We start from the raw sequence: 24,858 nt of genomic DNA on the forward strand, positions 1-24,858 counted from the left end.
TGGGCACAAAAATAAGGATAACCATCATGCATCCATCCATTCACGCACTTTCCGCGCCTGACAAGGCAGCCTGCATCCTTGCTTCGTCTGGCCAAATCCTAAGTTACGCAGAACTTGAGCGCTTCGCTAACCAGGGAGCACATCTGTTTCGTGCCCTTGGTCTGCAACGCGGAGACACCGTCGCGGTGCTTCTCGAAAACGGCCTTGATGTATTCACCATCTCCTGGGCGGCTCAGCGCTGTGGGCTTTATCTGACAGCTATTTCTAACCGCGCCTCTTCAAACGATGTCGCCTACATAGTCAGCGATTCTGGGGCACGGGTCTTGATAGCCTCAGACACGTTTTTTGAACTCGGTCTGAGTGCTATCCAGCGTCTGGAGGACAATGCACCACGGTTCTTCAGCACGACAGCCTTCGCTAAGGAGCGTGCAGCCAAGGCCGCAACTCGCATTGACGACGAAAGCCCGGGCGCTGACATGCTGTACTCGTCTGGAATGACTGGGCGCCCAAAAGGTGTGAAGCCGTCACTCCCCGAGGGGCCTGTCGCCAACGAAAGTCCATTGATGTCAATGGGACGTCAGTTTTATGGTATGGGATCGGATAGCATCTATCTTTCTACTTCGCCGCTCTACCATGCTGCGCCATTGCGCTGGGCGCTTGCGATCCAGGGGCTTGGTGGCACCGTGGTAGTCATGGAAAAGTTCGATGCCGAGCAGACGCTTCAGCTAATTGAACGCTACTCCGTTACACAAGCGACCTTCGTGCCGACGCACTTCGTTCGCATCCTCAAACTGCCAGCTGAGGTCCGCGACGCCTATGACTACTCATCGTTGCGTGCCGTGGTACATGCTGCGGGTCCGTGCCCTATTGAAGTTAAACACGCCATGATCCAGTGGTGGGGACCGATCATTCACGAGTATTACTCGGGCACAGAGTGTTGCGGGCTTACCGCCCTTAATGCAGAGGAATGGCTTCGCAAACCGGGTTCAGTCGGACGTGCTGTGTTGGGGACAGTCAAGATCCTCGATGAGGAGGGCCAAGAGGTACCGGCCAGAACTGTGGGGGATATCTACTTTGCCGATGGTCCTCGCTTTGAGTACCACAACGACACGGAGAAGACACGGAAGGCTTACGACCATCGAGGGTGGGCAACATTAGGTGATATAGGCTGGGTTGATGAGGACGGCTACCTTTTTCTCACTGACCGAAAGAGCTTCATGATTATCTCCGGGGGGGTAAACATCTACCCGCAAGAAATCGAAAATGTGCTCATGACACACCCCGATGTGGATGATGTGGCAGTGTTCGGTATAGCTGATGAGGAGATGGGTGAAAAGGTAGTGGCCGTTGTGAAGCCTCGCGATCAGCAAACAGCTGGACCAACCTTGGCAGAGCTCCTTCGTGCATTTGTGCGTGAGTCGCTGGGCGGAGTGAAATGCCCGCAGCGCGTCGATTTTCGCGATGAATTGCCGCGTGAACCCAACGGCAAGCTGATGAAGCGTCTGCTACGCGAGGAGTATCAGAAAAGAATGGACACCTCCTCTCCCGATTGAGCAGTGTCTGCGCCTGCAGGTAGGGCATCAGCGGCTTTGTATTGGAGTGAGGTTGTTTGGGCATCACTTTCCTCGATATGCCGAACTATTAACGACTGCATCGGCCAGGGATGGCATATGTCGGTCGTCGGCGGTGATCTGGACAGCGCAGAAAGCCCTAAACAACCAATTGCCCATGCCGAAGGCTATCCAATGATCGATGGCCCTGCACCTTCAGGGGGGCGTTTCTCACCGCACTCCATTCGCCTGTGCAATAAGGCTCGTCAGACCTCTCATGGCATAACGGAGCTGGATCATGCCCGGACTGCGCCAAGTTCCCATCAGCCACCGCCTGTGGCTGATTCTGTTGACTTCCCAGGTAATACTTCTCGCCCTAGCCGGTTTGTTGCTCATCCAGAACTTTGGAGACCTGCATACCGCGAAAGCGCTGAAAACCCAGCATGTGGTTGAAACCGCGAGCAGCATCCTGCGCTACTACCGAGAACAGGAAAACGCGGGGAAGCTCAACCGTGTGCAGGCGCAGAACCAAGCCATCGAACTGATGCGCAGCCTGCGCTACAACGGTAACGATTACTTCTGGCTAGAGGACCTCGAGACACGCATGGTCATGCACCCTAGCCCAAAAATCGAAGGCAAGGTGATGACGGGTACCCTTGATCCTGATGGCAGACCATTTTTCGACGAAATGGTGAGGGTCGCAAAGCACGATGGGGCTGGACTCGTGCACTACAGTTGGCCTCGCCCGGGCTCGGATGCGCCGGTGAAGAAGGTGTCCTACGTGGAGCTATTCAAGCCTTGGGGTTGGGTAGTTGGTTCAGGAATATACGTCGACGATGTACAGGATGAATTTCGCGCACACGTACTGAATACCTTGGGAATAGTGTTGCTGACGGGCCTTCTGCTCACTGTCCTCATCGTCCTGATCGCCCGCAGCATCACTTCGCCGTTATGCGAAGCGGTCAATGCTATGGCCAATATTGCCAGCGGGGAAGCTGACCTTACCCGTAGGCTGGACGACTATTGGCACGACGAACTCACAGATTTGGGCAATCATTTCAATACGTTCACCCTCAAGTTACAGGGGGTCATCGGCCATTCACTGGAAACTGCCGGCTCGCTCGACCATGCGTCACGATCCCTTGGCGTAATTGCAAGCGATGCCCAGTACCAGAGCCTACAGCAGTCGCGGCAGATGGAGTTGGTCGCCACCGCGGTGCAAGAACTCTCCTACTCCGTGCAGGAAGTGGCGGCAAACGCTAAGCACGCCGCCAGCGAAGTACGCGATGCCGAAGAACAGGCACGCAGGGGGCAGAACAACATCGGTAGCAGCTTGGAACAGATCGACCAGCTCTCCAGTACCATTGGCAAGGCAGTCGAAGTGATTCAGTCACTGGCCCAGGAGAGTACCCAGATCAACTCTGTGCTCGAAGTCATCCGTTCCATCGCCGAGCAGACCAACTTGCTGGCCTTGAATGCCGCAATCGAGGCAGCTCGTGCCGGTGAACAAGGGCGGGGGTTCGCCGTCGTTGCCGACGAGGTTCGCTTACTGGCGCAACGCACGCAGAAATCCACTGCCGAAATCCAGACAATGATTGAGCGTCTCCAGGCCAATTCCGAGGCTGCCGTTCAGGTCATCGACGAGAGCAGCCATGCGTCCACCCAGACCGTCGATAAGGCGCGCCTGGCAGGCATTAGTTTGGAACAGATCGCACAGTCACTGCGCAATCTGACAGACCTGAATGCATCTATAGCCAGTGCTACCTTGCAGCAGTCCCAAGTGGTAGAGGGAATCAACCAGAACGTGACGCAGGCGGCCTCACTGGCTGAAGCGAATGCCGTGGCCGCTAGCCAATCGAAAGAGGCAAGCTGCCACCTTGACGCTCTAGCTAGCCAGTTGAATCAGACCCTACGGCAGTTCCGCGTATAGGCTCGTACTGGATTCCTGGTACATGACGAAACGGCGTACCGGCAAGCACCTGGTTTAGCGCCTTGCGTTTGAAGGATTCGGGAAAAACGGAGCTGCCCTACTAGTAAAAAGGGCCAGCGAGCAATGCTCGCCGGCCCTGTTGTTTACTCTTTGATCCCCTCTATTCCTTCGGGGCAAATGGTCTCGACCTAACTGCGAAAGCCAGTTTTGGATGGCTGGCGCCGCTGCCTCCCCAGGCAGCGGCCATGCACCGTCTCGGTGCATCCGTTTCAACATTCAGTGAAAAAGTTTCAGTGTTTGTTGAAAAACTACGTGACCATAGGTTGTTAGATGCGTGTGAAATCACAGCTATTAAAATCAATGAGTTAGGAGGGAGGTTTTCAGCCAAGGCTGAATTTAGCTGTCAGGAAAAGTGAAAGAGCCTAATTTGCTGTCAGCTAGAGCTGAATCAGGGGCGACTAAGCAGAGATTTCCAGGAGGATTGGGATCAAAGCTTATAATTGTGTCGGGCCCTGATAGAGCGCAATAGTGTCGAGCGGTTGTTCGCGACGGGGGAGGTAGCCAGAAATGGCGCGTGGAATATGTACGTTTGGGATCGGTATTGATGTTCTAATTAATTATTTCGCTTATTTCAGATTTATTCATTAATAATATTGTCTTTAAAGTGTGTTACCAGATTTCTCTCTATTAGAGTGGGATGTATTGGAATCCCGCGGGGAGGAGTTGCAGGCTGAATCCTTCCGCCTATGATCAGGTTTCTTGTGTATCTTGGAGGGGCACCCAGCATAAAATCCGCTTGAGTGCATGTGCAAAATTCTTCTAGGACCTTAATAACATTCTCTTTATCTTTAGCATCTAGATACCAGTTTCCATTTATTCTGATAGGCTTAACATATTTGCTTAGAATAAAAAGCTGGGTGAAAGATTGAGGAGGTATTCCATACTTATCCAGTATTTCCGATACTGGAGTTGTGCTTTTGTAGTAGTCCAGCACCATTTTAAATTCGATAGAGGAGAGTTTTTTTATTGATTGATAGTGCAACGGGCGAAAGGGTAGGACGATGGCTTTCGTAATCATAGACAAGCTTTTAATTGTGATTCCTGTCAAGGAGCTTGCCTCGGAAAGCTTTATCAGTCTGTTGCTTGAGTGCTCTTTGTAGAGAATCTGGGTATTGGTTTCTGTTTTTTTAATTAATTCTATGGGTATGTCGCTTCTGTGAAATAGTGTTATGTCGCAACTGCCCGCTGATCTGGCAATTACCGGCGTGATCCCGTGGGCAGCCAAAATATCTGTGGTCTTTTTGCGGGGCAGAAGCAGGGTTTCAGATACCTCGGATGCGTTCATATATTTCTTATTGAAATTCTCTATTTCATCTTTGGGTATCAGGTACTCCGAAAACTTAGTTCTATAAGTAGCATTTAGTATGCCATTTCTTACTAGTTGTCTGATTATTGTTCTGTCAATATCAAGTAATTTGCTGGCTTCAGTCGTACTATAGTGGTTTGTTGTTTTGTCGCTTTCTATGACTTGGAGCTTAGCGGAAAGCTTATGTCGAACTCCGCGCTTATATGATGGGAGGAGGGCTTGGATTGCGGTTATGACTTGTTGGGCGGACTCTTTAGGTATTACAGTGGTGAATTTTGAGTTGGGCGCCAGCGGAATTGTGGGAGTGGCGAGTTGTTTAATTGCTTTTCTAACAGTGTTAAGAGAACAGCATGCTTCTTTAGCAATTGTTTGAATGCAGACGTATTTGCAGCTAAAGCTTTCAATGGCAGTTGCTGAAACCGCGTAAAAACCGTCAATTTGCCTAATTTTCTTGCCAAGCAAACCGGATTTTACCAATTCTCTGAACACATGTCGGTCTACTTTGAGATGTTGAGCGGCGGTGGATAGATTGATGATACTTGTTTCTTTCTTCAGTCGATCAGATTCGCGCTGCTTGGCGATTAATTCAATAATCTGATTAATTGCTGCTGCTTCTTGTTGGCTGTAGGTGCAGCATCGCTTTTCTTTTTTTGGGAATAGCTTGTGAGTACGAATAGTATTCCATTGTTTGTTGTTTATACCTAAATAGGCGAGAAGTTGTTGTGTGGTTAACGAGAATGTTAGGTCTGAAGCATGTTGGTTGGCTGGTCTCGCGCTAGGTGGTTTGTTTAATATGAATGACTTTATATGTGGCGGAGTGAGGTGGCTTAGCTTAGTGGAGAGGAAGCGCTCGTCAATGATGCTTTCATTACTGAATAGCCTCTGAAGACCAGGAATGATCATGTCCATATCCTCCAGAGCTATGGCTAATGCGGTGGAAAATATGCTTCTGTTTATGAACGGGTTACTATTTTTGCTTCCTAGTCCAAGGCTCTGAAGTGTGGATGAAAACAGATCAAACGCGTGTTGGGAGTTGCTTCTTAGCAATCGAAGTAGTTGTTTTTCCGGTCGAACTTCCGCTTCGGAACATTGAGGTGATTTGATTTGTTCGCCGCATTTGCACTCGGTTGTTATTTGATTGCGCCATGTGAAATTGCGTTGGCATTTCGAACAAGAGAATAGGTATTTTCGCGAGTGATAAGGGCAATTCTCAGCGAGTGAAAAATCTTTTGTGTTTTTTTCCCAGCCTTCCTCGCAGCATTCGCTACATATGGCGGCTCCCTTAAATCGGATCAGGCGCTTTTTAACTTCGATATTATTTATTAGTAGATTAGAGTTTGTTAGGACCTTGTGAGTGGCTCTATAGAAGCCGGTTTTTAAAAGTTCGCCATACTCTCCTGCTTGATAAGTTAGGCGTTCAGTTACGATAGTGTCTTGCCTAAGTAAATTGCCTCGGACAGGCAAATCTTGGAAATAGAATGAAAGAAATTCATCGATGGAGCGATAGCCGTTTCTGATTGCCGCACGCTTCAGTAAGCTAGTTGGGCTTTCCTCCGGCAACGGAAGTGGAATAAAGGCAAAATCTTTCATTTAAGATTGTCTTGAATAATGGAATAACATTTTGTAAGGCTAACTTCAAAAGGGTTATCATCATTTGATAGGCTGTGGTCTAAATCAAGAAATGCGCAAGTATCGATAAAGTCAGAAAGGCAAAGTGCTCGGTCTCCACGCTCTAGGCATATTTGAAAGGCATTTGAAAGTATAAGTCTCAAATACTCAAGATTTCCTTGTGTTGCTACAAAGAGGCGCGTAGAAATAGTTGGGTCAGTCAAGTGGATTCCTTTTCTTAAATCTCCTATGCTGTAAAGTTCCTGATCCAAACACTGTAGCGTCATTATGTATTCAGAGCTTTTATTTTCGTCAAAGCTTAGATGTTGGAGTTCTGCGACGAATGGGTAACGTCTTGCAAGTTCAGGCTTTCTGTAAATTACATCCTTACAGTTAGGCTTCCCCACTACTATTATGGGGATTTTGGATCTGTTGAGCAGGCTGAGAAGCCAGTCGGTCACATGGCTAGCTGTTTTAATAGTCTCTGGTCTTGCTAGTAAATGAAATTCATCAATAATAATGAACGCTGTTCGGCGGGTTTTCAGGAGCTCAAGGATGCGAAACTCCAAGTCTACGGTGTCTCCTCGAAGGTCAGAACAATTCAAACCAAGCAGCAATTCTTTCGCGAACGACTTTATGGTTGCTTCAGCCGGGACCTCACATTGGAGAGCCGGAAGTGTCTGATATAGTCCGTCGGGATCCACTTCTAATTTAGACTTTGAATATAGCTCGCAAAATAGTTCGCGCAGAGTTGATTTTCCGCTTCCTGACGGGCCGATTAGGATGGCGGATGAAGGAGTGCCTCGGCGCCGGGTACATTCCACCGATTTTTCGAGGATCGCGTAAGCTGTTCGAAAGCTGGGATAGAAGACAACCTTCTTCTCAAATAATCCAACTTTCCTATCTATCTCATCTATGTCTATGGTCAATGTGCACCTCCATGACTTGAGCGACAGCGGGAACCTGGCTGTTGGTTAAGTGTTTCTGGGGATCGATTTTGGAGTGGCTTTTTGATTTATTGGCCAATCCATTATCTGAGGTGAGAGCGATAGAGTTGGATGAATTGTATTCTTCTGAACGTGCGTTTTTCTTTCGGGCACGCTTTCCTTTTGAGTTAGCTAGCCTGAGATTGATTCGTACACGATTGTCTCTCGCTACTCTAAAATCAAATGTCCGTTCCTTCTCTTTGAGTTCGGCCATAACCAAGTGGTGCATGTGCATGGTTAAACCGGTCTGGTAGTCAGGGTCTACAGCATCTATGCTATATATATCGTCCGGGGCATCGGGGTGGCACACCCAGGCGGTTCCAAGTTCACTAGTGTCATAGTAAAGTGTAAGTTTGTCTTTTTTGCTATTCAATGTGCTGAGATAAGCTACGGCAGGACCAGTCCATTGCAAATTCTCAAAACCTATGCGGCCATTAACCGGAGTGGCGACTTTTTTACTAAGAAAAAGCATTTTTAAATCTTTGTTAGAGTATCTTTTTGCAGGGAAAGCGGGATCGGTATGGGCTTCCCAAAATATATCAGGCGATGTGCCCAGGCCACGATGAAAGTCACTGTGGTAGACAGAGTCAAGCCAGTCTTTGAAGGTCGCGCGAAGTTGTTCCAAGGTGAAGATGGCCTCTGCTTCCGAATCATACTCGCCCCTTTCTTGAATATTAGAGAATGTAGTTCCCTTCATGTGATGGATAAGTCCAGTCGTAAGTGTCTTAAACCACCGCTCGACGAATGGCTTCTGGTTAGGCTCTCCCGGTTCGCAGAACCTGATTTCGGCCCCCAGTAAGGTCAGGCAATCACGAAGTTTTTTAGCAACAAACTCAGGACCATTGTCAGTGACATAGAGCAAAGCCAAGCCATTGCGTTCGTGCTCGCTAGAAAGTGACATTTTGATTGCGCGTATCGTTTTCTCGATACTAGGGGGGTTAAGGGAAATGTCCCAGCCAATGATGCGGCGCGAACGGACGTCAAGGGCAACTGTTAAATAAGGCCTTCCCAAGACTTCCCCATAAGCATTGACGACAATAATATCCAGAACCTGGGTGTCGCACTCTACGCGCTCCAGTAAGTGGCGCAGTCTGCGAATTATCTTACTCCAACTTTGGTTTTTAATTGCGGTGCGACGACCAAGTTGATAAAACTCTGTTTCGTACTTGTCGAGTTCACGTATTATTCGGCGAAGCGTAGATTCGCTAGGTACCCTTAACTGGTCAGCGCTTGATCGTTTACTGTTAAGGTCCTCTATACTGAATGTTATCGCTTCAACTACTGCGCCGATAGTTGAAGGCGTCTCGGAGTGGTACAGTAATTCAATGTTGTAGTTTATGAGGTCTTGAATTTCTTCTGGCTGTTTTTGTACCCTGTACGTCTTTTTCTTCGCCCGCAATGATATCAGCGCTATTGGATTCTCTCCGGAGCGAAGGTAGGCTGTCATCCAATTGTATATGCAGGTGTAACTTGGGGGATGTGTATCACCGATTTGAGCACAGATTTCCAAGGCAAGTTCTTGGGTTCGTGCTTTCGGTAGAGATCCAGTTAGTTTTTCCAAAATTCCGCGGACATAGGCCAAGCGTCTATTTAGTCGCGCTCTGATTTTTTCTGTAAGTCCGGCTATGATCTTGTTGGCTTCTGCCAATAAGGGCGCTTCTTGTACTTTGAAGAAGTATCCTCTCCGGTGTGCTAAAGCCAGTGTGTCGTAGCTTTGGAAGCAAATATTTCTCCGTTGCTGGACGCTTCTGAGTTGAATGCGTCTTCCGGTAATGGCGATGATCTCAAACAACTGCATACGGTACTGGTAGCGTTCGCCAACGTTGAGTTCCAAGCTGTTGGTGCGGTCGCTATTGCTTTCGCCTCCGCTCTCACTAAGCATTGTCGCCTCTGCACTGAAGCTGTGTCTGGATGCCAAAAGGGCGCTGAAGGTCGGCTACGACCAGCCCATAGAACACTGCAAAAGCAATGTCTTCGGGAGGTGCGTGGTTGTCGAGGAGTTCATGGACAGTCAATTTTCCGTGTGGCGACCCGTAAAGGAGTGAGGAAACGTGGGAAGCCGATTTCCGATCAGATCCAAAACTTTTGTGATAGAGGAAGTGCAAGTTAGGTGTTCTGACAGGGTGCCAAAATTGGCTGTCACCAATGCACTCCAATGGATAACCACATTGGGCAAAGAGGGTCTGAAAGTAGCTCAGCCGGTCGCGCGTTGGGGCGTCGCTGAGCGCTGAGTTAGTTTTAATTTCATAAACGATAAGGCGTTTGTCACGAAGCCGTGCTACGAAATCTGGTGTGTAGCGTTGCCGGCTGGAGGTCAGTGCTAGAGTAAATGGCTGCGAGTGATAGGCGGTAATAATCGGGAGGCGCTCAAGCTCCAAGCAAAACGCGGCTTCGAGAAGCGACTCACAGGCGACGTTTCCACCGTTCTTGCGTGAAGGAATAAAGGTGACGTGCTTGCCGTACTTACCCCGGCGGAGTTTGGGACCTGGCAACAAAGAGAGTGTGCTTTTCAGTTCATCCGGTATTGAGATCATAGCGACCCACCCTTCCGAATCGAATCTACCGGTTGTGTTTGGCTAGAGTTACGCCATCCAGATGGTTTATGTGCGGGGTCTCTCTGCAGGCCCCAGATATTTGTCGCCTTTTCTGAGAATCACCGCTGAAGCGGCTTTGCGGACCGCGGAGCGATGTCCGCGTACTACTAGCATCCCCCCCTGTTCATACTCCCGCTAGCCCCTGCTACGGGCTTGAAACCGCTCTATCTCGGGGTAAAAAGTTTGCGCATGCGTCGGCGACCTCACCGTGTACAGCAAACGGTACTAAAACCTTACGTACGGAATTACATCCTTTGCACCGGGGGGACATACCGTGTACACCGCGCCTTACTACACGCCTCGTGAACTTGATCCGCCGATCCGGCAGACACTGGGCAAACTGTTAGTCCATACCTTGGCGGAGCAGGCTGGAGTCGACCACAGCGGAGCTGCCTTGGCTCGCTGGTATGAGCACCAGTGTGGGCAGGGCTACTGTGAACCAAGTGAAAAAAACTGGAGGCTGTTTTTCAAAGGACGAGTCCTCTCCGAACACTTGCAAGCCGAGTTAACCGTCCGTTACCCGCTTCTTCGTGAGGTGTTGAGTAACATTCTTTGGCCGACTCTGTGCGCCAACGCTCGGGGTGGGGAATCTTGGGGAGCGCTCTCTAGTGAGCTTGGTGAAGAACTTCAGTTGGATCTTGCCACATCTAAGGGGATTGACTGGTTGTCCAGGTGTGTGTCGTTGAACTATTTGAGTATTCTTTTTCTAATAATTCGTACCAAGTCGGCCAGGTATACTGCAAGTCGAGTGCGTGCTAGTCTCTTGTTTACTAAGTATCTGCAGGTGCTCTGTGTTACCTCTCCGTTGTCGTATATTGCTGGCGAGCTCTATCAGATAGTCGATTCGCTTATTTGGCGGCAAGATCTCTACGAACTAAAGAATCATTCGGACTGGCCGCATTCATTTGAATATTTTCATGCTGGTGTGAATGAGTACCGAGAACTCATTGGCGAGTTGACAGGTAGAGGGTGGTTCGACGATAAAGGGCGGGATCTATCGATATTTATGGCAATGCTAATTAACCATCCGCATGACTTCAAAGAGCTTCCCGATCTGCTGCTACATAAGAAACCTGATTGGATAGCGGCGCGAATCCGTCGTCATGTATGCGCTCTGGAAGCGTGGCAGAAAGAGATAAAGTCACTTCGCTGGAGGTTGGAGCACTTTCGCGTTGTGGAAAGCTCAATATTAGTCGTCTAGGGCGGCTACTCATTGGTAACTATGGTTGCGAGGTTGCCTGCATCACCCGCTATCCATGGTGCTGCTCTTGGTTGATTTTGAAGAGGCTTCGATTGCCGGGTTATCCGCCGCAATGGAATGCTTCAGAACGTGCTTTTGTAACTGGACTAGTTGTTCACGTTGTTGTTCACCGTGTTGCTGCATTAGTGCTAACTCGGCTTGCTTTTGCATTAGACGCTCCTCCAAAGCCGCTCTTTCAGTCTGCCGGTTGATCAAGTCTTGTTGCAGGGTGTTGATCGTCGCACGTTGTTTTTGTAGTTCCTGGGTCAGAAGGCGCTGTTGCTTGACCTGCTCACTGCTGGCGGCCATCAGCCGCTCGTTATCCCGATTCAGCGTCGCAAGCTCGTCTAATCGAATTGACAGGGTGTGCTGAAGTGTCCGGATTTCAGTTTGTAAGTGTTGAAGCTGACCGTCATGGCGCTGCAGTTCCTGCGCGCGCTGCACCTGGCTGGCTTCGCGAAAATGGGTCAGTGCGTCGCGCGCATGCTGATGTTTGTCTTCCAGCGAGCGCAATTGAGCGGCGCGTTCGTCCAGAAGCTGCTGCAAGCCGGTTTGGGCTTCCAGCAATCGCGTGCGATCTACTTCATTGCTATGGAGCTGGCTGCGCAGGAGGCCGCAGTCGGTGTTCAGGCTGTCGAGTTGGAGCCGCAACTGGTCGTTATCCGCTCGCAACTGCTCGATCCGCTCGGCACTGAACTGCCGATGGCTGCGGTATTCCTGCTGTTGGCGAGCGACCGCTTCGCGCTCCGCCGCGACGGAGGTTTCGGCCGCCTGACGGAGTCGGTCTGAGAGACCGGAGATGAAGCTGGTGATCTCTTCGCTCAAGCCGGGACCGTTGGCTACAGGCGGCGTATCGAGTTCTTTGAGGTAGCGTTGAATGGTGCTTTTCGACCCCGTATTCCCCAGTTCGATACGCACGGCGTCAATGCTGGGACGCACCCCGCGTGCCAGGAGTGCGTCTCGGGCCTTCTGCACTAACGCCTTGTTGATGCCGCTACGCGCCATGGCGCTGTCACTCCGACGATTGCGTGGTGTGACATGGAGTATGGAAGTACAGCTGTACCAGCACTCGAATTTAGGGGATTTGGCCGGACGAACTGACGTTTGAGAAGCGGGCATTCTCAAACCTCAGCGGGGGTGGCGGGGGGAAAGGGCAGTTTTTCTAGTACGCAGGAGGGTGAGGCGGTGACGGAGAAGGTCGATCGCTACCGGCAGGCCGCGCGGCGCGAGAGCACCGAGCGCCGCTATCAGCAGGCGCTCGCACATTTCGAGGAAGCCTGGGGTGGCTTCTTGCCCGCCAGCAGTGAGGCGATTGCCCGCTACCTGGCGGATTACGCCGAGACCCTGGCCAGCTCGACCTTGCGGGCTAATCTCGCCGCTCTGGCCAAGTGGCACCTCAGTCAGGGCTTTCCCGATCCGACCAAGGCGCCGCAGGTGCGCGAGGTGCTCCGTGGCATTCAGGCCCTGCATCCTCGGTTGGAGCGGCAGGCGGAGCCGCTGCAGTTGACCGAGTTAGCCCGCTGCATCGACTGGCTGATGGCGCAGGAACAGATCGACCGCCACGCCCTGCTGAGCTGCCGCCGCGATCGCGCCCTGATCCTGCTGGGGTTTTGGCGGGCGTTTCGCAGCGATGACCTCTGCCGGCTGCGCGTGGAGTTTATTGAGGCGCGACAAGGGGAGGGGATGGACTTGTTTTTGCCCAGCAGCAAAGGCGACCGCGACAATGCTGGACGGTCGTTCACGGTGCCGGCCTTGAAACGTCTGTGTCCGGTGGAGGCCTATCTTGACTGGCTCGCGGTATCGAGTTTGCACCAGGGCCCGGTGTTTCGTGCGGTGGACCGTTGGGGCAACTTGGCGGAGAACGGACTGCACGCTTACAGCATCTCGCGCATCCTCCGTCGGGCGATGGTCCGCAGTGGCTTGGAGGGCGGGCGCTACAGCAGCCACTCGTTGCGGCGCGGCTTTGCCACCTGGGCCAGCCGCAACCAGTGGAGCGTCAAGGCGCTGATGAGTTATGTCGGCTGGCGCGATGCCAAGGCCGCGTTACGCTATGTTGAGCCGGAGATGCAGTTCGGCGAGCTGCGCCGCGAATAGCGAATGCGGGACTCGTCTCATGTGCTGGGCTCAGCGTGGCATTGCTTTTTCCTTGTCGATAGATGGAGAAGCGAAATGTTGCCATATGACCAAATCCACCCGACCACCCTGGTCGGGATCAAGCGTCTTGCTAAGACAATCAAGAAAGCCAAGGGAATTCTGCACGCGCAGGCGCTGGATGAGGCTGCTAAGCAGGCGGGGTACCAGAACTTTAGGCACGCCCAACGCGCTCTTTCCTCGAGTGCCGGATCGGGAGCTACCAACGGTCGCGTCTAGGCGCCTGCATCAGAGACGGGCGAATTGGTAGTTGAACGGTATCAATTAAGAGATGCTCTCGGCTCCTCGCAGAGTCATTCACGAGCGGCTAGGCGAAGCCGGATGAATTTGCTGTGCGAGGGGAGGCTCGTTCCAGGCCGTTCGACATCTGACTGCCGCATATGCGCAGCGGCTCCAGCGCATGGGCGGGAGGCTGGCTTAAGCTTGACTTGCCGGGACCGAGTCGCGGCATCGTCCGATTGGAGAGGTTTGCTATGACATCGATACTCGATGGGCCGTATACCGAAATACTGACGCGCGCTACGCAGGTTCTGGGGAGTCGGGAGAAGGCCGAGCGCTGGATGGTGACGCCGGCCCTGGGGCTCGAGCGGCGTCGTCCAATTGACATGCTCGCCAATGCAGAGGACCTGGAAGTGCTCGAGACTTTTCTCGGGCGCATCGAGTATGGGGTCTATCACTGATCCTAAGTTTTAGGGCCGCCGTTAACGACCGGGCGTGACTGCCAGCGAGCCCCTTCGCTAACCCACTTCGAGGGTTCCGGTATGCGTGCACGATCTGCCCCTTTGTCACCGGAGGCGTTAGCTCGCCAGGGCGTCGATCGCGCGCTGCTCGATGCGGTAATCGCGCTGGTTCGGGAAGCGGGATGCCTGATCGCTGCTGAGGTGGTGCGACCTGGTGGGCCGAGAGGCGCCGGGGACAAGGCCGAAATTGATGGCGAGGTCGAGGTCATGCTGCGCCAGGGACTGACCAAGCTGCTCCCCTGCGACTTTGTCGGTGAGGAAACCGGTGTGCAGCTGACGGGGCATCACTATTGCTGGGTAGTGGATCCCAATGATGGCACCAGCGACTTTCTGCAAGGGCACCTAGGCTCGGCGATTTCCGTGGGCTTGCTACGAGAGTGTGTACCGGTGCTGGGAGTCGTCTATGCGCCGATGACGGAGCGCGGGGCGGATTGTATTGCTTGGGCTGAGGGGATTCCTCAGTTGCTACGCAATGGCGCGTTGATAGCGCCGAATGTCGCGAAGGGCGGACTGGCGGAAGGTGGCCAAGTCTTCGTCAGCTTTGCAGCGCTTGCGCAGCCCACCCAGAACGCCGAGCTCTGTGCGCCCGCTACCTTCTACCCCATGCCGAGCATTGCCTATCGGCTTGCCCGGGTGGCGGTGGGGGATGGGATCGCTGCAGTATCCTTGTACGCGGTGTCGCCCCACGATGTGGTGGCGGGTCACGCGCTACTGCGGGCGGGGGCTGGTGGCCTCTGGAACGAACAGGGACAAGCACTAGGTTACGCGACGCCAGCGGCGTTTAATCAACCTGTCAGGTTTTGCTTCGGCGGTGCAGAGAGTACCTGTCGGGAGCTGTTGGTGCGCCCGTGGCAGGTCGTTCTGGTAGACGGAGCATAATTTTTACGGCGAGCTTCCAATTGGGCATTAACTGCCATTCTTATCGTGCCAATGTGAGGGTACTAAGGTACACACTCTGACGTCCAGGAAGCGGCGAGGGGCAGGCCGACCAATAGTGCTGACAGCTCGAGGTTCGCGGACGAAATGCGCCGCGCGGCGACCCCCTTCATCAGGTCGAGTCGCCACCGTCATTGAAATAATCATTGCGAGCGACACGCCCAAAATTGCTGAGGTCTGGGTCTTCATCACTAAACATGAAGTTCACCATGCGCTCACGTCTGAGGCCTGAAAGCGTTCCGAAAAAACAGGATTCGCACAGGTGGACCTCATAACGCTCGCCATCATGGGCCGCACCATAGCCCCAACTGGCGAGAAGCGTTCCATATTGCAGTCCATACCCTTCAATGCGTGTGCTTTTGCCACAAACGTCACAAAGGACATCAGTGACCGATTCAACGGGTTGCGTCGCGGTGATTTTCATCGAGAACCTCCCCACAGAGGGCATATGCGCCCTTGTGTCTTTGGCACACGATACTCCCTCTGCGGTTCGGCTTTGTCGCCCCGTAAGGACGGCGGCGAGCAGACGCTGCTGCGCTCGATGCTCAGATACTCCGAATGCCGGCGATGTTTTCGTGGAGGAGGCCGACTCCGGTGCCCGTGAAGAGAGCGACGGGCCGCTTGAGTTCGGAAGCAACCGACCTCCAGTGGCCGGGAATCACTGGAGCCAAGATTTGACAGTGTCGGCGCCGTATTCTGCCTTCCAGGCATTCAAGACTTTGTGGTTGCCGCCTTTCGTCTCGACAACCTCATTGGTGTATGGATTCTTGTAAGACTTGACGACGCGTTGACGGCGTTTGTCCTGGTGGAGGGAAGCTGAGTCGCGAGGAGCCTTCGGGGCAAGGATGTTGATTACAGCCTTTAGTCCGACGTCATATTCCTTCAGGAGGGCATTGAGTTTGGTCTCGAACTCAATCTCTCGCTTTAGCTCTGCATCGTTCTTGAGGCTATCCAAAGCTGCAAGCTGCTCAGCAAGTTGGGCTTCCAAACGCTTGAATTCTGCCAGTTTGCTCATCGCATTATCCTAGGTGACGGTGCCCGGTTGGGCTCATGACTTAATCTACAGATAATGTACGTGATTGCTGTGGTGAATGCAGCAACTAGTGCAGTTTCGAGAGGCGATCAATAATCGCCCTCCCATTACATCTACCGTGACGAGGCTGGTATCCCGACGCACCAGGTGACGGTCACATACGTTTCCGACCGAGCGATGCCATCCTGGTCAAAGTCGATCAAGACATTGACCAGGCAACGCATCGTGGCGGAGTTAGCGTTCATCAGACGCTGCACAACGAAGTCGGAAAATTCCCATCCAGGGCCAGCCCAATAGAGGATTCGAAATCGCCGGCTAGTGTGGATAGATTTTCCGTGCGATAGATACGATGTTGGGCTGCGCTAAGAGGGTGGGTTTTACAGTTTTAATATTTAGTGAAGCTGTGATTATTTTGTAGGCATTGGAATTGATACGCGACGTGGCTACCGAGTTGCGGTAGCCACCGGCCTTATCACTCATCAGTGAACGAGTATACGGCTAGCTTGTTGCCATCGAGATCACGCACATAGCCTGCGAAAGCTGTCGGTGACCAGGTGCGCCGACCGACAGCGCCTTCATCCTTACCACCCAGCGCTAGTGCGGCTTCATGGAATGCTTTGACCGCCGCTCGGTTCGGGGCCGCAAAACTCACGGTTGCGCCATTTCCAGCCGACGCAGGTTGGCCATCTATAGGCTTGAGGACGTAGAACGACGCCGTTTCTTTCCCCCAGCCCGCCCCCTTGTCGCCGAAATCTTCGATGCGTTTGAGCCCGATTTTCCCCAACACCTCGTCGTAGAAAGCGCGGGCCTTTTCAACATTTTGGGTGCCGACGGTGACATGAGTGAACACAGACATTTCTTTCTCCAGTTTCTCAAGGATAAGCAGGTAGCTTAAGGGATTCTGGTGAAATACGCCGATCTCGTTACCCGAGTTTTCCGATGAAGCAGATGACCTGCGCTGACGCCGAGTACGCCGGCAAGCGCAAGCAGACCCGCAAGGAGCTGTTCCTGATCGAGATGGATCAGGCGGTGCCGTGGAAGGGCTTGATCGCCCTGATCGAGCCGCCTTACCCGAAGGGTGAAGACGGTCGTCCGGCCTACCCGTTGATGGCCATGTTGCGCGTGCATCTGATGCAGAACTGGTTCGGCTACAGCGATCCGGAGATGGAAGAGGCGCTGTACGAGACCACCATCCTGCGCCAGTTCGACCTTGCGAAAAGGCTGGATCAGATCCTCAGGCTTCTGCTGCACGCTCGATTCAATGTCGCGAGCAGCGGCGATTGAGTTGGCTGGCGACAATATCCGCGTCAACTCGGTCAATCCCGGGGTAATTCACACGGATATGGTTGATGACGCATTCCCGGACAAGCAAGCTATGGCCGAAGTGGTCGCTGCTCAGCCGCTGGACCGCATGGGTCTGCCTATCGACGTGGCCTATCTGGTCCTGTATCTCGCCAGCGACGAAGCGTGGTTCACCACAGGAACTTCTCAGACGATCGACGGTGGAATGTCTGTCATGGGTGGTGTTTCTCCGCATATTGATCGCTGATTGCAATATCTAACATTCGTGAAGTAACTCTCGCGCACTAACCTGGTGCGAAAAGATAAGTAATAAAAGTTCAAATGGGCTGCCGTTTCGTCGGCCCGTGGCCGCGTCCTGCGCAGACCATTCCCATAGATAGTCGTAAATGCAGCGGGGGATTTATATTAGGTCCCTTGACATGTCTGTTCATCCTGCATAGGCACATCGATGAGGCGGTATCACTCCGACCAATAAGGTAAAAACTCGATGCTGCGGGGGCGGCGTTTGGTGCAGCGCCTGACGGTTTCCTTGATGGCTCTATCTGAGCAGTAAATTTTAGCTGCGAGAAATATGGCGAGTGTGGCGTCCAATAAAGTCACACTGTGGTGACTTGTGTCAGTAAGCATGCCAGTATTCGGAAGCTTGTAAATGGGGTCAGGTCTGTTAGTGGCGCCGAGAGCAACATCATTTGGCGACTTTGATTCAGGAGAGTCTCTCACGCCGTCTGACGCTTCAGTTGTGATGGCTATATGACGTTGCTGCGGTATTTTCTCGGACATCAGCGACGCATAGGGAAGCGACAAGGGAGTCAAGAACATGGGCTGGATCATTGCGCTCCATGCAGGCTGCACTCCGCCAAGCAGAAAGGAATGCGCAGCGTAGATAGAGAGGACTGTCGAGGCGCAGCAAGTAATACGCCAAGATGGAGGCGCCACATCAGGCTGCTTGCGAGGCGGAGGTCCACCTTAATCTAGCGACCACTCGGCCGGGAGAGATCTCCTCCGCTTCTCACTGACCTCTACGTGATTTCTCCACAGAATATCGTCCGATTCCCATCGGCCGGGCCGACGCGGAGCACGATCGAATAGCCACCGGTTCGAAGCGTGCTTAGTTTTACAGGAGCGCTTCTGTAAATGGTCCATCCGCGTTTGGCGTATGCCTTGCCTGCCAGCGCGTACTGGTTCATTTCAAATGCTGGTGTCCTTTCTGGTTGCTTACAAGTGCCGGAGTAGATAAAAGTGTAGATGTGAACCGGCCTTGTTGTGTCGCTTGGAACGCCGCTGATAAAGATTGATAGGGCTGTTTCTTTTCCTGCCGATGCCAAGGTTGCCTGCCCAATCTGTCCAGCATTGTGGATGCTGGGAGTTAACGGGATATTGGCCACCTGGCGGTCCTGGGACGTCGTACAGCCAACTAGGAAAGCTGCGATTGTTATAAGTTTAGACCAGCGTTTTATATTCATGACTCGCCTCCTGCTCAATGAAGTTGGCGATTCGGGTTCAGAGTTGTTCTCGGATTCCTCCACTGGGTTGTGCAGGTGACATTGCTAGGCGAACAGTAAGAGCGTCGCACTGTTTTTAGTAAATACCTATTTTTGCTGGTTGTCGCGATTAAATGTCCCGAAATACGCGCTTCATGACCTGTCACAACCTTCAGAGGCGCTTTGGCTAACCACTCCCGCTCTGCCATCCGATCCAATGCTACCTACAGCTTTGGATGCGAATCTCGAAGCATCGTGACCGGTCATTTCGCTAGCAACGGGACCGATTTTCAGTCTGCTTCGAAGCAGGCGGTCACGGCTGAGCGAAAGCCCTCCCGTCGTCAAGCGTGGCCTGACGCGACCGTCACGCTCGACCGATTTCGATAGATGAGGGATGGTTGCGCTGCGAGTTACGTAAGCTGGCAGCAAACACACCTTCCTGATCCTTGCGTCAAGGGTAATGGTGCCCACCTATCTCAAGTGGACACCATTCTTGCTCCTGCAAGCGGATCGCCATTTGCCAACGAAACTCCTAACTAATTTCGTTCAAATCCCAGGTCGTCAAGGAATGCCTGCAACCTGGTGCCGCGGTGGCCAGTGTTGCCCTGAGCCATGGCATCAACGCCAATGTCGTGCGCAAGTGGCTATCGTTCTACCGCCACCAACCATTCACCAACATGCCCGCATTCGTTTCATTGAAGGTCGGGGCAAAGTGCCATCCCCAGGCGACGGTGACCAACGACCGGCCGTACGGGCAAGAAACGCTGATCGTGAAATGGCCAGCCTTCGATCCCGAAGGCTGCACCCGGTTTGTACGCAGGCTAACGCCGTTACCGGAGAACGAACGGTTGAGCATGGCGATTCGAGTAGCTCACACCTAGACCCGCGAGACTTAAAAAGCACGTCGCCTACAGCCGGAGCTGGCGAAAGACGGCTTTATTGCTGGGTACGACCGTATTACCCGCCTGCGTCGCAAACTGGGCTTTCGATGCCGGCAAAGGAGCAACTTCTAGGCAATCATCCATTCGACACACGCGCTACAGGTGGCAGAGAACTAACTGGAGCAGGCTGGGGCAGGTTTTCGAGCCGACCCGTCCCAACGAGGTCTGGATGGGGGCATCACATACATAGCCACCGATTAGGGGTGACTGGAATGGCTGAAGCTAGCTGGCCTGAAGGATGTAATCACTTGTGAAACTGTGGAGAGCGCTTGACCACCGAGTTGGTTAACGGGCTCTGTTCTAAGCGGTTCAGCACAAGCGGTCTTCACCCGGACTCCTTCACCATGCCGGTCGTGGTGACCAGTAATGCGCCAAATGCGAGCAATTTCCGAGATGAATCCGAGGCCTATTCGTATTGATCGTTAAAAACTCAATCCCTAGTGTCAATCCTGAGGGGCGCTCTTCAGTTCAAGCTTAGGGCTTGAGAACCTTAACTAAACGCAATCGAGGTGCTTTGCCGTGGATAATGAAACAAGAAAAAAAGTCGAGCTAGCAATTGCATGGATAGGGCCACTCTTTATTTTTGCCTACATTGTCTTCTGGGCTATCATGGGAAATAACTTGCCGCCGCCGAATATGATGGGTATGTCCGGAGAGGAGTTGGTGGCGAATCATTACGGAAAGTACCAGAACATGATCGCAGTTGGCATGATCGGGTCTGCTGTCTTTGGTATGCTCTATCTGCCCTGGTCCATTTTGCTAGCTTGGATGCTCCGAGATGAAAATGGAAGTTTCAGCCTTTTCGGCTATATGGAGTTGGGCGGTGGCATCCTGACCGCTTGGGTACTCGCTTTTTGCCCTGCAATCTGGGCGGCTTGTGCAATGTTCGCACACGAAATGAATCCCGAGATGCTTAAGCTCGTCCACGTCTTCACCTGGTTCATCTACGACACGACCTTCATGATCACGACGGTACAACTGACCGGGCTGGGTCTGTACGTGGTACTAGTCAAGAGCCAGAATCTGTTCCCGCGCTGGACGGGCTGGGGCGCGATCGCGGTGGGTATCATCTTCATTCCATTGGTGCTGATCCCCTTTGTCTCCTCTGGCCCCTTTGCCGTCAACGGCACGTGGAACTTCTACATCGTCTTTGGTACCTGGTTGTTCCTATTCTTTGCCCCGTTTAGTTACTACATGATCCAGGCAGTGAAGAAGGGCTCGACTCTAATGCCGGTAGTCGCCTCGAGCTATGCCCACTGAGGTGTGACTGTCTTGTCCCTCCCCGTCTCTGCGGCAAAGCAGTGTGGGAGGGACTCTCGCTGACCCGATGTGGGCCTATATATGACTAAGTGGCAAGAAATAACTGCTGCAAGCCCGGAGCGGATGAAAGTAGGTAAGTCCGCACCAGGTACTGAAGGTATCTGGATTTTCGTGTTGATGGACATGGGTATTTTTCTGCTGGTATTTCTGGCCTTCATGACGGAGCGGCGGGCCAATCTGGAGCAGTACATCGCGGGACAGCAACAACTGAATCCGCTATTCGGATTGGTGAACACTCTAATCTTGCTGCTGAGTTCATGGCTAGTGTTCGAGGCTGTCTGCAGCGCGCGCCAGTCGCTTTCGGTACGAGCTGCACGGCAGCTTGGATTTGCGATAACACTGGGGGGCGTTTTCTGCCTGAGCAAACTGCTTGAGTATTACCAGAAGTTGAGTGTTGCGATTGATATAAATAACTCGTTCATCGCTTTCTATTTTTTCATTACGATGGTGCATCTGCTACATGTTCTGGCAGGCCTGTTGTTTTTGAATGGCTATCGGCGGGCGTTTCAGGAAAATAGTCAACCTGCAGTTCATTTATCAGGGATCGAGAATGCTGGGTTGTTCTGGCATTTTATCGATGTGTTGTGGATTTTTATTTTTCCATTATTGTATCTTATATGAAAGGACAATCCATAGTGACGAGTTTGGTGCGTACACCGGTTTTTCTGTGCGGATGTCTAATGCTGCTAACCTTGGTCTCGGTCTATTCTGGAGAAATTGGTTCCGTGCAGAAGGGTGTGGCATTGCTTGTGATACTGATTGCCGCAGTAAAGGCTCAGTTGGTGATCATGTTTTACATGGAGGCTCGGCATTTTCCCGAACCCTGGAGGCGGCTGTATGGAAGCTGGGTATATGCCGCCGCGTCAGTCATACTGGTAGGTGTTTATATCGTACCTTGAGATCGGCGCTCCGAATTCTCAGTGCCGTAATAGGAGAGGAGAAGGTGGTTCGGCAAGCAGGTGGCTTAGTATGGTTCGGGATAGGTGTGCGAGAAAGTCTTCCTCGCTGAGTTGCGTCGGTGCGGACTTGATGTACTGCTTTATGGTACTGGTGACCATCAACATGAGATAAGCATGTGCAGACTGCAGATCATGCTGCGCAAATCGATCCTCGTATATCTGCAGGTACATGAAGCTGGCTCGGTAAATCAGCCGTTCAAAGGAGTAGGCTTCTGCCGCCCGCAGCTCAACGACCTCATCCACTAAGTCAATCAGTATGGACTGGTGATCCCGGTAGCATTGATAAACGCCGCGGATGATCTTGGGCAGATTGGTTTCGATATCCTCGATACCCGGATCAATCAGCAGCTTCCGCGAGTCCAGTGCAGCTTGTTGCGAGGTCAGCTCATATAGGGTCAGAGCAATGGCATGCTTATTGGTAAAGTAATCGTATACTGACCCTATTCCCACCCCAGCCTTTTCGGCAATTCTCTCCAGCGTCGTGGCTTCGTAACCATGGGTGACGAACAGTGCTTCTGCAGCGTGCAAAATGGCTTCGACTGTCAGCCTTGAGCGCGCCTGTTGCGGTTTCTTTCGCCAGCTTTCTGAGGGGGCCATCCTATCTCCTGCAATATTGTTGTCGCAGATCATGGCCTGCCACGCAGTTGCAGGCGAGGGCTGATTTTTCGGCGGTGGGGGGCAATGTATTCAGTTTGGGGTAGTAGTAGCCGACTACCGCCAGATAGTCGTTCACCTTTTAAGTAGATGCCTGCTTGACTTTGATCTTTCTGCTCAACGGATGCCGCCATTGATAGTCGATTATCGATGATATGGCTGTTGGCAAGGCTGTCCATGCGGTACTGATCAGAAGCTCGCTGGCTTCGCCGGTATCCTCGGCATAGCTGGTGGCCGAGTCGCTGTCTTCAGCAGCAGTTAGCGGGAGTCCAAGGAAGCCGGTATGTACGAAGGAATAGTCCCCCAGTAAACATGTTCAGAGTGTCCTTGTTGGGGATTGGTAGACAGTAGGCGGGACGTAAATGAGAGTTTTAGCTTAGGTTAGCCGTCATTGATGAGGATCTGAGCTCGCAGGCATTCAAGATGTGTGCGAACCAGGAGACGGTGGGCACCTGACCCAGTTCATGCGGCGCCAGCCAGACTGAGGCGTCGTTTTCCCAGTTAAGCGTGAGCGTTCGAGTCAGGCTGTGGAAGTGAAAGGCGTAAACGCGCCACGTCCGACCATCTTGCCCCAGCAGGTGCAACACGCTGCTACTGAGCAGTTTCAGGTGATGCTTTGAGATACCGGCTTCTTCTTCAACTTCGGTCAGGGCCTGAGAAAGCGGATCGCGATCGTGGTCGAGAAACCCGGTAATGCAATTCCAGCGCCCGACATCACCTGTTACCAGATTGCTGCGACGTAGCAGAGCTAGCTCCCCCTTATGGGAAAGAACGGCCGCAACAATCTCGCAGACGCTTCCGGAAAATCGTTGTATAGCTGATTCGCGTTGACTTCCCATGGTGTGCTCCATTAGTCAGCACAAGCGGTGGTGTAGGGGACTGGCGTTGTCGTAATGATTAGCCGTAAATCGACAACAGTCAACTCGCGCGTTGACTTTTTCTGCCGCTCTCTGATTTGTCAAATTTCAGCCTGTCTGGGGCGCGTTTGTGGTTGAAACCTGAGGTGGGGGCTCCAGCCGAATGGCTGGAGCCTTTGGGACGCCTAGCGTACAGCGATCAGGCCACCATCCACCGGGAACATCTGACCGGTCATGAAGTGGGACGCGTCGCTGGCGAGGAACACCATTACCGGTGCCAGATCCTTGTCGGCATCGCCGAATTTTCCGCCCAGCGGTATGTCGGTCTTGGTGGCGGCATCATGGGCAGCTAGATCTTCCGATGACAGTGCATTGCGGAATTCGACATACATGGGGGTGACCATATAAGGCAGAACGGCGTTGATGCGGATGCCGTCAGGACCCCATTGGCGGGCGACATTGCGTGTCCAAGTGTGAACCGCCGCCTTGGTGGCAGAATAGAGGGCATTGTTAATTTCGCCCGTCAGTCCCGATTCTGATCCGAAGTTGATGATATTGCCGATACCTTGCCCCTTCATAAGCCGATAGGCAACGGCATTGGTGTTGATGGTTCCTAGTACATTGACGCGGAAAAGCATGTCGTACAGTTCTTCCGCTATGGCGTCCGGCGGGGAGTGGCGTTGCACCCCAGCCACATTGACCATGACATCCAGGCCGCCCATATCCTCAGCAGCTGCAGCAAAGACCTTTTCCACTTCGGGGCGGTCGGCAATGTTGCAATGGTAGTAGCGGGATTTGCAGCCGGGATTGGCCTTGCCAGCTTCGGAAACCACCTGCTGTCCGAGCGTGTCGTTCATATCCATTGAGGCAACAGTTGCACCCGCGGCAATGTAGGCCCGCACCACGGACGCACCAATGCCCTGTGCGCCGCCGGTTACGATGATTCGTTTACCTTCTAGCTGTTTCATGTTGCCTTCCTGTTCTCTGTCTTATTGATCGAAGGGCTGTGTACCTAAGCCTTAGGTTGTGTAAGGAGTCGTGCCGAACCTACCGACCGTTCCGGAAATTGTCCTGCCAGGTTGCTGCGCAGCGCCGGCGCTTTCAAGGATGGTGCTATAGGACTGTGCCAGTCAACATTCATGTTGGATTTTTCCGAAAAAAATCAACATTGATGTTGACTTGATGGCGTTAGTGATGTAACCATGATTTG

The 24,858-nt window shown here is 52.6% G+C and carries 24 protein-coding genes and 3 pseudogenes; 13 read left to right on the forward strand and 14 right to left on the reverse strand.

Annotated elements, in window-relative coordinates; translation table 11 throughout:
* Positions 1-26 precede the first annotated feature (26 nt).
* The 3 genes from E8E95_RS02110 (at position 27) to E8E95_RS02120 (ending at position 3,896) form a co-directional block, all read left to right on the forward strand.
* Positions 27-1,553, forward strand: a complete 1,527-nt coding sequence (locus E8E95_RS02110; RefSeq protein ID WP_280347795.1) for an acyl-CoA synthetase — start codon at positions 27-29, stop codon at positions 1,551-1,553.
* Positions 1,554-1,848: 295 nt separating this feature from the next.
* Entirely contained in the window at positions 1,849-3,480 is a 1,632-nt protein-coding gene (locus E8E95_RS02115; RefSeq protein WP_280347797.1) for a methyl-accepting chemotaxis protein, read from the forward strand.
* Between the two features lie 245 nt (positions 3,481-3,725).
* Complete coding sequence (locus E8E95_RS02120; protein ID WP_280347799.1) at positions 3,726-3,896, forward strand: hypothetical protein; 171 nt, start codon at positions 3,726-3,728, stop codon at positions 3,894-3,896.
* A 221-nt stretch (positions 3,897-4,117) separates the two neighbouring features.
* On the opposite strand, the gene E8E95_RS02125 is transcribed toward E8E95_RS02120, so the two are convergent.
* Genes E8E95_RS02125 through E8E95_RS02140 form a run of 4 tightly spaced genes read right to left on the reverse strand, consistent with a single transcriptional unit; the run spans position 4,118 to position 9,974 of the window.
* Positions 4,118-6,436: a hypothetical protein gene (locus E8E95_RS02125; protein WP_280282335.1), complete on the reverse strand. Its 2,319-nt coding sequence runs from the start codon at positions 6,434-6,436 to the stop codon at positions 4,118-4,120.
* Positions 6,433-7,383: a TniB family NTP-binding protein gene (locus tag E8E95_RS02130; protein ID WP_179060114.1), complete on the reverse strand. Its 951-nt coding sequence runs from the start codon at positions 7,381-7,383 to the stop codon at positions 6,433-6,435. The genes E8E95_RS02125 and E8E95_RS02130 overlap by 4 nt, the downstream gene beginning before the upstream one ends.
* On the reverse strand, positions 7,364-9,322 hold the full coding sequence (locus E8E95_RS02135; RefSeq protein ID WP_280282336.1) for a DDE-type integrase/transposase/recombinase: 1,959 nt from the start codon (positions 9,320-9,322) through the stop codon (positions 7,364-7,366). Before E8E95_RS02135 ends, E8E95_RS02130 begins: the two co-directional genes overlap by 20 nt.
* Positions 9,315-9,974, reverse strand: a complete 660-nt coding sequence (locus E8E95_RS02140) for a hypothetical protein (RefSeq protein WP_280282337.1) — start codon at positions 9,972-9,974, stop codon at positions 9,315-9,317. The genes E8E95_RS02135 and E8E95_RS02140 overlap by 8 nt, the downstream gene beginning before the upstream one ends.
* A 334-nt stretch (positions 9,975-10,308) precedes the next feature.
* Between E8E95_RS02140 and E8E95_RS02145 the strand changes: the two genes are divergently transcribed.
* Positions 10,309-11,235, forward strand: coding sequence for a hypothetical protein (locus E8E95_RS02145; protein ID WP_179060111.1), 927 nt, complete (start codon positions 10,309-10,311; stop codon positions 11,233-11,235).
* Between the two features lie 42 nt (positions 11,236-11,277).
* On the opposite strand, the gene E8E95_RS02150 is transcribed toward E8E95_RS02145, so the two are convergent.
* The gene (locus E8E95_RS02150) at positions 11,278-12,279 is read right to left on the reverse strand and encodes a DNA-binding protein (protein ID WP_280282338.1); all 1,002 of its coding nucleotides are present in this window, start codon (positions 12,277-12,279) and stop codon (positions 11,278-11,280) included.
* Positions 12,280-12,459: 180 nt separating this feature from the next.
* Between E8E95_RS02150 and E8E95_RS02155 the strand changes: the two genes are divergently transcribed.
* A complete protein-coding gene (locus E8E95_RS02155) occupies positions 12,460-13,368 on the forward strand; it encodes a site-specific integrase (protein ID WP_280347801.1) in 909 nt (302 codons plus the stop codon).
* A gap of 30 nt (positions 13,369-13,398) precedes the next feature.
* On the opposite strand, the gene E8E95_RS02160 is transcribed toward E8E95_RS02155, so the two are convergent.
* Positions 13,399-13,587 carry a hypothetical protein gene (locus E8E95_RS02160; protein ID WP_280282341.1) on the reverse strand — a complete coding sequence of 63 codons (189 nt, stop codon included), beginning with the start codon at positions 13,585-13,587 and terminating at the stop codon, positions 13,399-13,401.
* 311 nt (positions 13,588-13,898) lie between these two features.
* On the opposite strand from E8E95_RS02160, the gene E8E95_RS02165 reads away from it, so the two are divergent.
* Together E8E95_RS02165 and E8E95_RS02170 are read left to right on the forward strand one after the other, a co-directional pair.
* Positions 13,899-14,105 (forward strand): antitoxin Xre/MbcA/ParS toxin-binding domain-containing protein, encoded by a 207-nt coding sequence (locus E8E95_RS02165; protein ID WP_280282342.1) that lies wholly within the window; start codon positions 13,899-13,901, stop codon positions 14,103-14,105.
* 81 nt (positions 14,106-14,186) lie between these two features.
* The gene (locus tag E8E95_RS02170) at positions 14,187-15,044 is read left to right on the forward strand and encodes an inositol monophosphatase family protein (RefSeq protein ID WP_280282343.1); all 858 of its coding nucleotides are present in this window, start codon (positions 14,187-14,189) and stop codon (positions 15,042-15,044) included.
* A 169-nt stretch (positions 15,045-15,213) separates the two neighbouring features.
* Here E8E95_RS02170 and E8E95_RS02175 read toward each other — a convergent pair whose 3' ends face one another.
* The 3 genes from E8E95_RS02175 to E8E95_RS02185 form a co-directional block, all read right to left on the reverse strand.
* Positions 15,214-15,525, reverse strand: a complete 312-nt coding sequence (locus tag E8E95_RS02175) for a hypothetical protein (protein WP_280282344.1) — start codon at positions 15,523-15,525, stop codon at positions 15,214-15,216.
* A 234-nt stretch (positions 15,526-15,759) separates the two neighbouring features.
* A complete protein-coding gene (locus tag E8E95_RS02180; RefSeq protein WP_280282345.1) occupies positions 15,760-16,116 on the reverse strand; it encodes a histone-like nucleoid-structuring protein, MvaT/MvaU family in 357 nt (118 codons plus the stop codon).
* Positions 16,117-16,606: 490 nt separating this feature from the next.
* Positions 16,607-16,990: a VOC family protein gene (locus E8E95_RS02185; protein ID WP_280282346.1), complete on the reverse strand. Its 384-nt coding sequence runs from the start codon at positions 16,988-16,990 to the stop codon at positions 16,607-16,609.
* 83 nt (positions 16,991-17,073) lie between these two features.
* Between E8E95_RS02185 and E8E95_RS02190 the strand changes: the two are divergent.
* Together E8E95_RS02190 and E8E95_RS02195 are read left to right on the forward strand one after the other, a co-directional pair.
* Positions 17,074-17,340, forward strand: a pseudogene (locus E8E95_RS02190) (transposase); the annotation flags it as partial.
* A gap of 79 nt (positions 17,341-17,419) precedes the next feature.
* Positions 17,420-17,683, forward strand: a complete 264-nt coding sequence (locus E8E95_RS02195) for an SDR family oxidoreductase (RefSeq protein ID WP_280282347.1) — start codon at positions 17,420-17,422, stop codon at positions 17,681-17,683.
* Between the two features lie 212 nt (positions 17,684-17,895).
* On the opposite strand, the gene E8E95_RS02200 is transcribed toward E8E95_RS02195, so the two are convergent.
* Positions 17,896-18,267 (reverse strand): hypothetical protein, encoded by a 372-nt coding sequence (locus tag E8E95_RS02200; RefSeq protein WP_280282348.1) that lies wholly within the window; start codon positions 18,265-18,267, stop codon positions 17,896-17,898.
* A 188-nt stretch (positions 18,268-18,455) separates the two neighbouring features.
* On the reverse strand, positions 18,456-18,899 hold the full coding sequence (locus E8E95_RS02205) for a hypothetical protein (protein WP_280282349.1): 444 nt from the start codon (positions 18,897-18,899) through the stop codon (positions 18,456-18,458).
* A 557-nt stretch (positions 18,900-19,456) separates the two neighbouring features.
* On the opposite strand from E8E95_RS02205, the pseudogene E8E95_RS02210 reads away from it, so the two are divergent.
* From E8E95_RS02210 to E8E95_RS02225, 4 genes and pseudogenes are all read left to right on the forward strand, one after another.
* Positions 19,457-19,564: pseudogene (locus E8E95_RS02210) on the forward strand (transposase); the annotation flags it as partial.
* Positions 19,565-19,753: 189 nt separating this feature from the next.
* A pseudogene (locus tag E8E95_RS02215) lies at positions 19,754-20,222 on the forward strand (IS3 family transposase); the annotation flags it as partial.
* A 155-nt stretch (positions 20,223-20,377) separates the two neighbouring features.
* The gene (locus tag E8E95_RS02220; protein WP_280282350.1) at positions 20,378-21,118 is read left to right on the forward strand and encodes a hypothetical protein; all 741 of its coding nucleotides are present in this window, start codon (positions 20,378-20,380) and stop codon (positions 21,116-21,118) included.
* An 81-nt stretch (positions 21,119-21,199) separates the two neighbouring features.
* On the forward strand, positions 21,200-21,799 hold the full coding sequence (locus tag E8E95_RS02225) for a cytochrome c oxidase subunit 3 (protein WP_280282351.1): 600 nt from the start codon (positions 21,200-21,202) through the stop codon (positions 21,797-21,799).
* Positions 21,800-22,095: 296 nt separating this feature from the next.
* Here E8E95_RS02225 and E8E95_RS02230 read toward each other — a convergent pair whose 3' ends face one another.
* The 3 genes from E8E95_RS02230 to E8E95_RS02240 all read right to left on the reverse strand — a co-directional run bounded on the left by E8E95_RS02230 (position 22,096) and on the right by E8E95_RS02240 (position 24,616).
* Positions 22,096-22,734: a TetR/AcrR family transcriptional regulator gene (locus tag E8E95_RS02230; protein ID WP_280282352.1), complete on the reverse strand. Its 639-nt coding sequence runs from the start codon at positions 22,732-22,734 to the stop codon at positions 22,096-22,098.
* 428 nt (positions 22,735-23,162) lie between these two features.
* Entirely contained in the window at positions 23,163-23,630 is a 468-nt protein-coding gene (locus E8E95_RS02235; protein WP_069084982.1) for an NUDIX domain-containing protein, read from the reverse strand.
* Between the two features lie 203 nt (positions 23,631-23,833).
* Positions 23,834-24,616: an SDR family oxidoreductase gene (locus E8E95_RS02240; RefSeq protein ID WP_280282353.1), complete on the reverse strand. Its 783-nt coding sequence runs from the start codon at positions 24,614-24,616 to the stop codon at positions 23,834-23,836.
* Between the last annotated feature and the right edge of the window lie 242 nt (positions 24,617-24,858).

Source organism: Pseudomonas sp. BN414, from assembly GCF_029871275.1.
GTDB classification, from domain to species: domain Bacteria; phylum Pseudomonadota; class Gammaproteobacteria; order Pseudomonadales; family Pseudomonadaceae; genus Metapseudomonas; species Metapseudomonas resinovorans_C.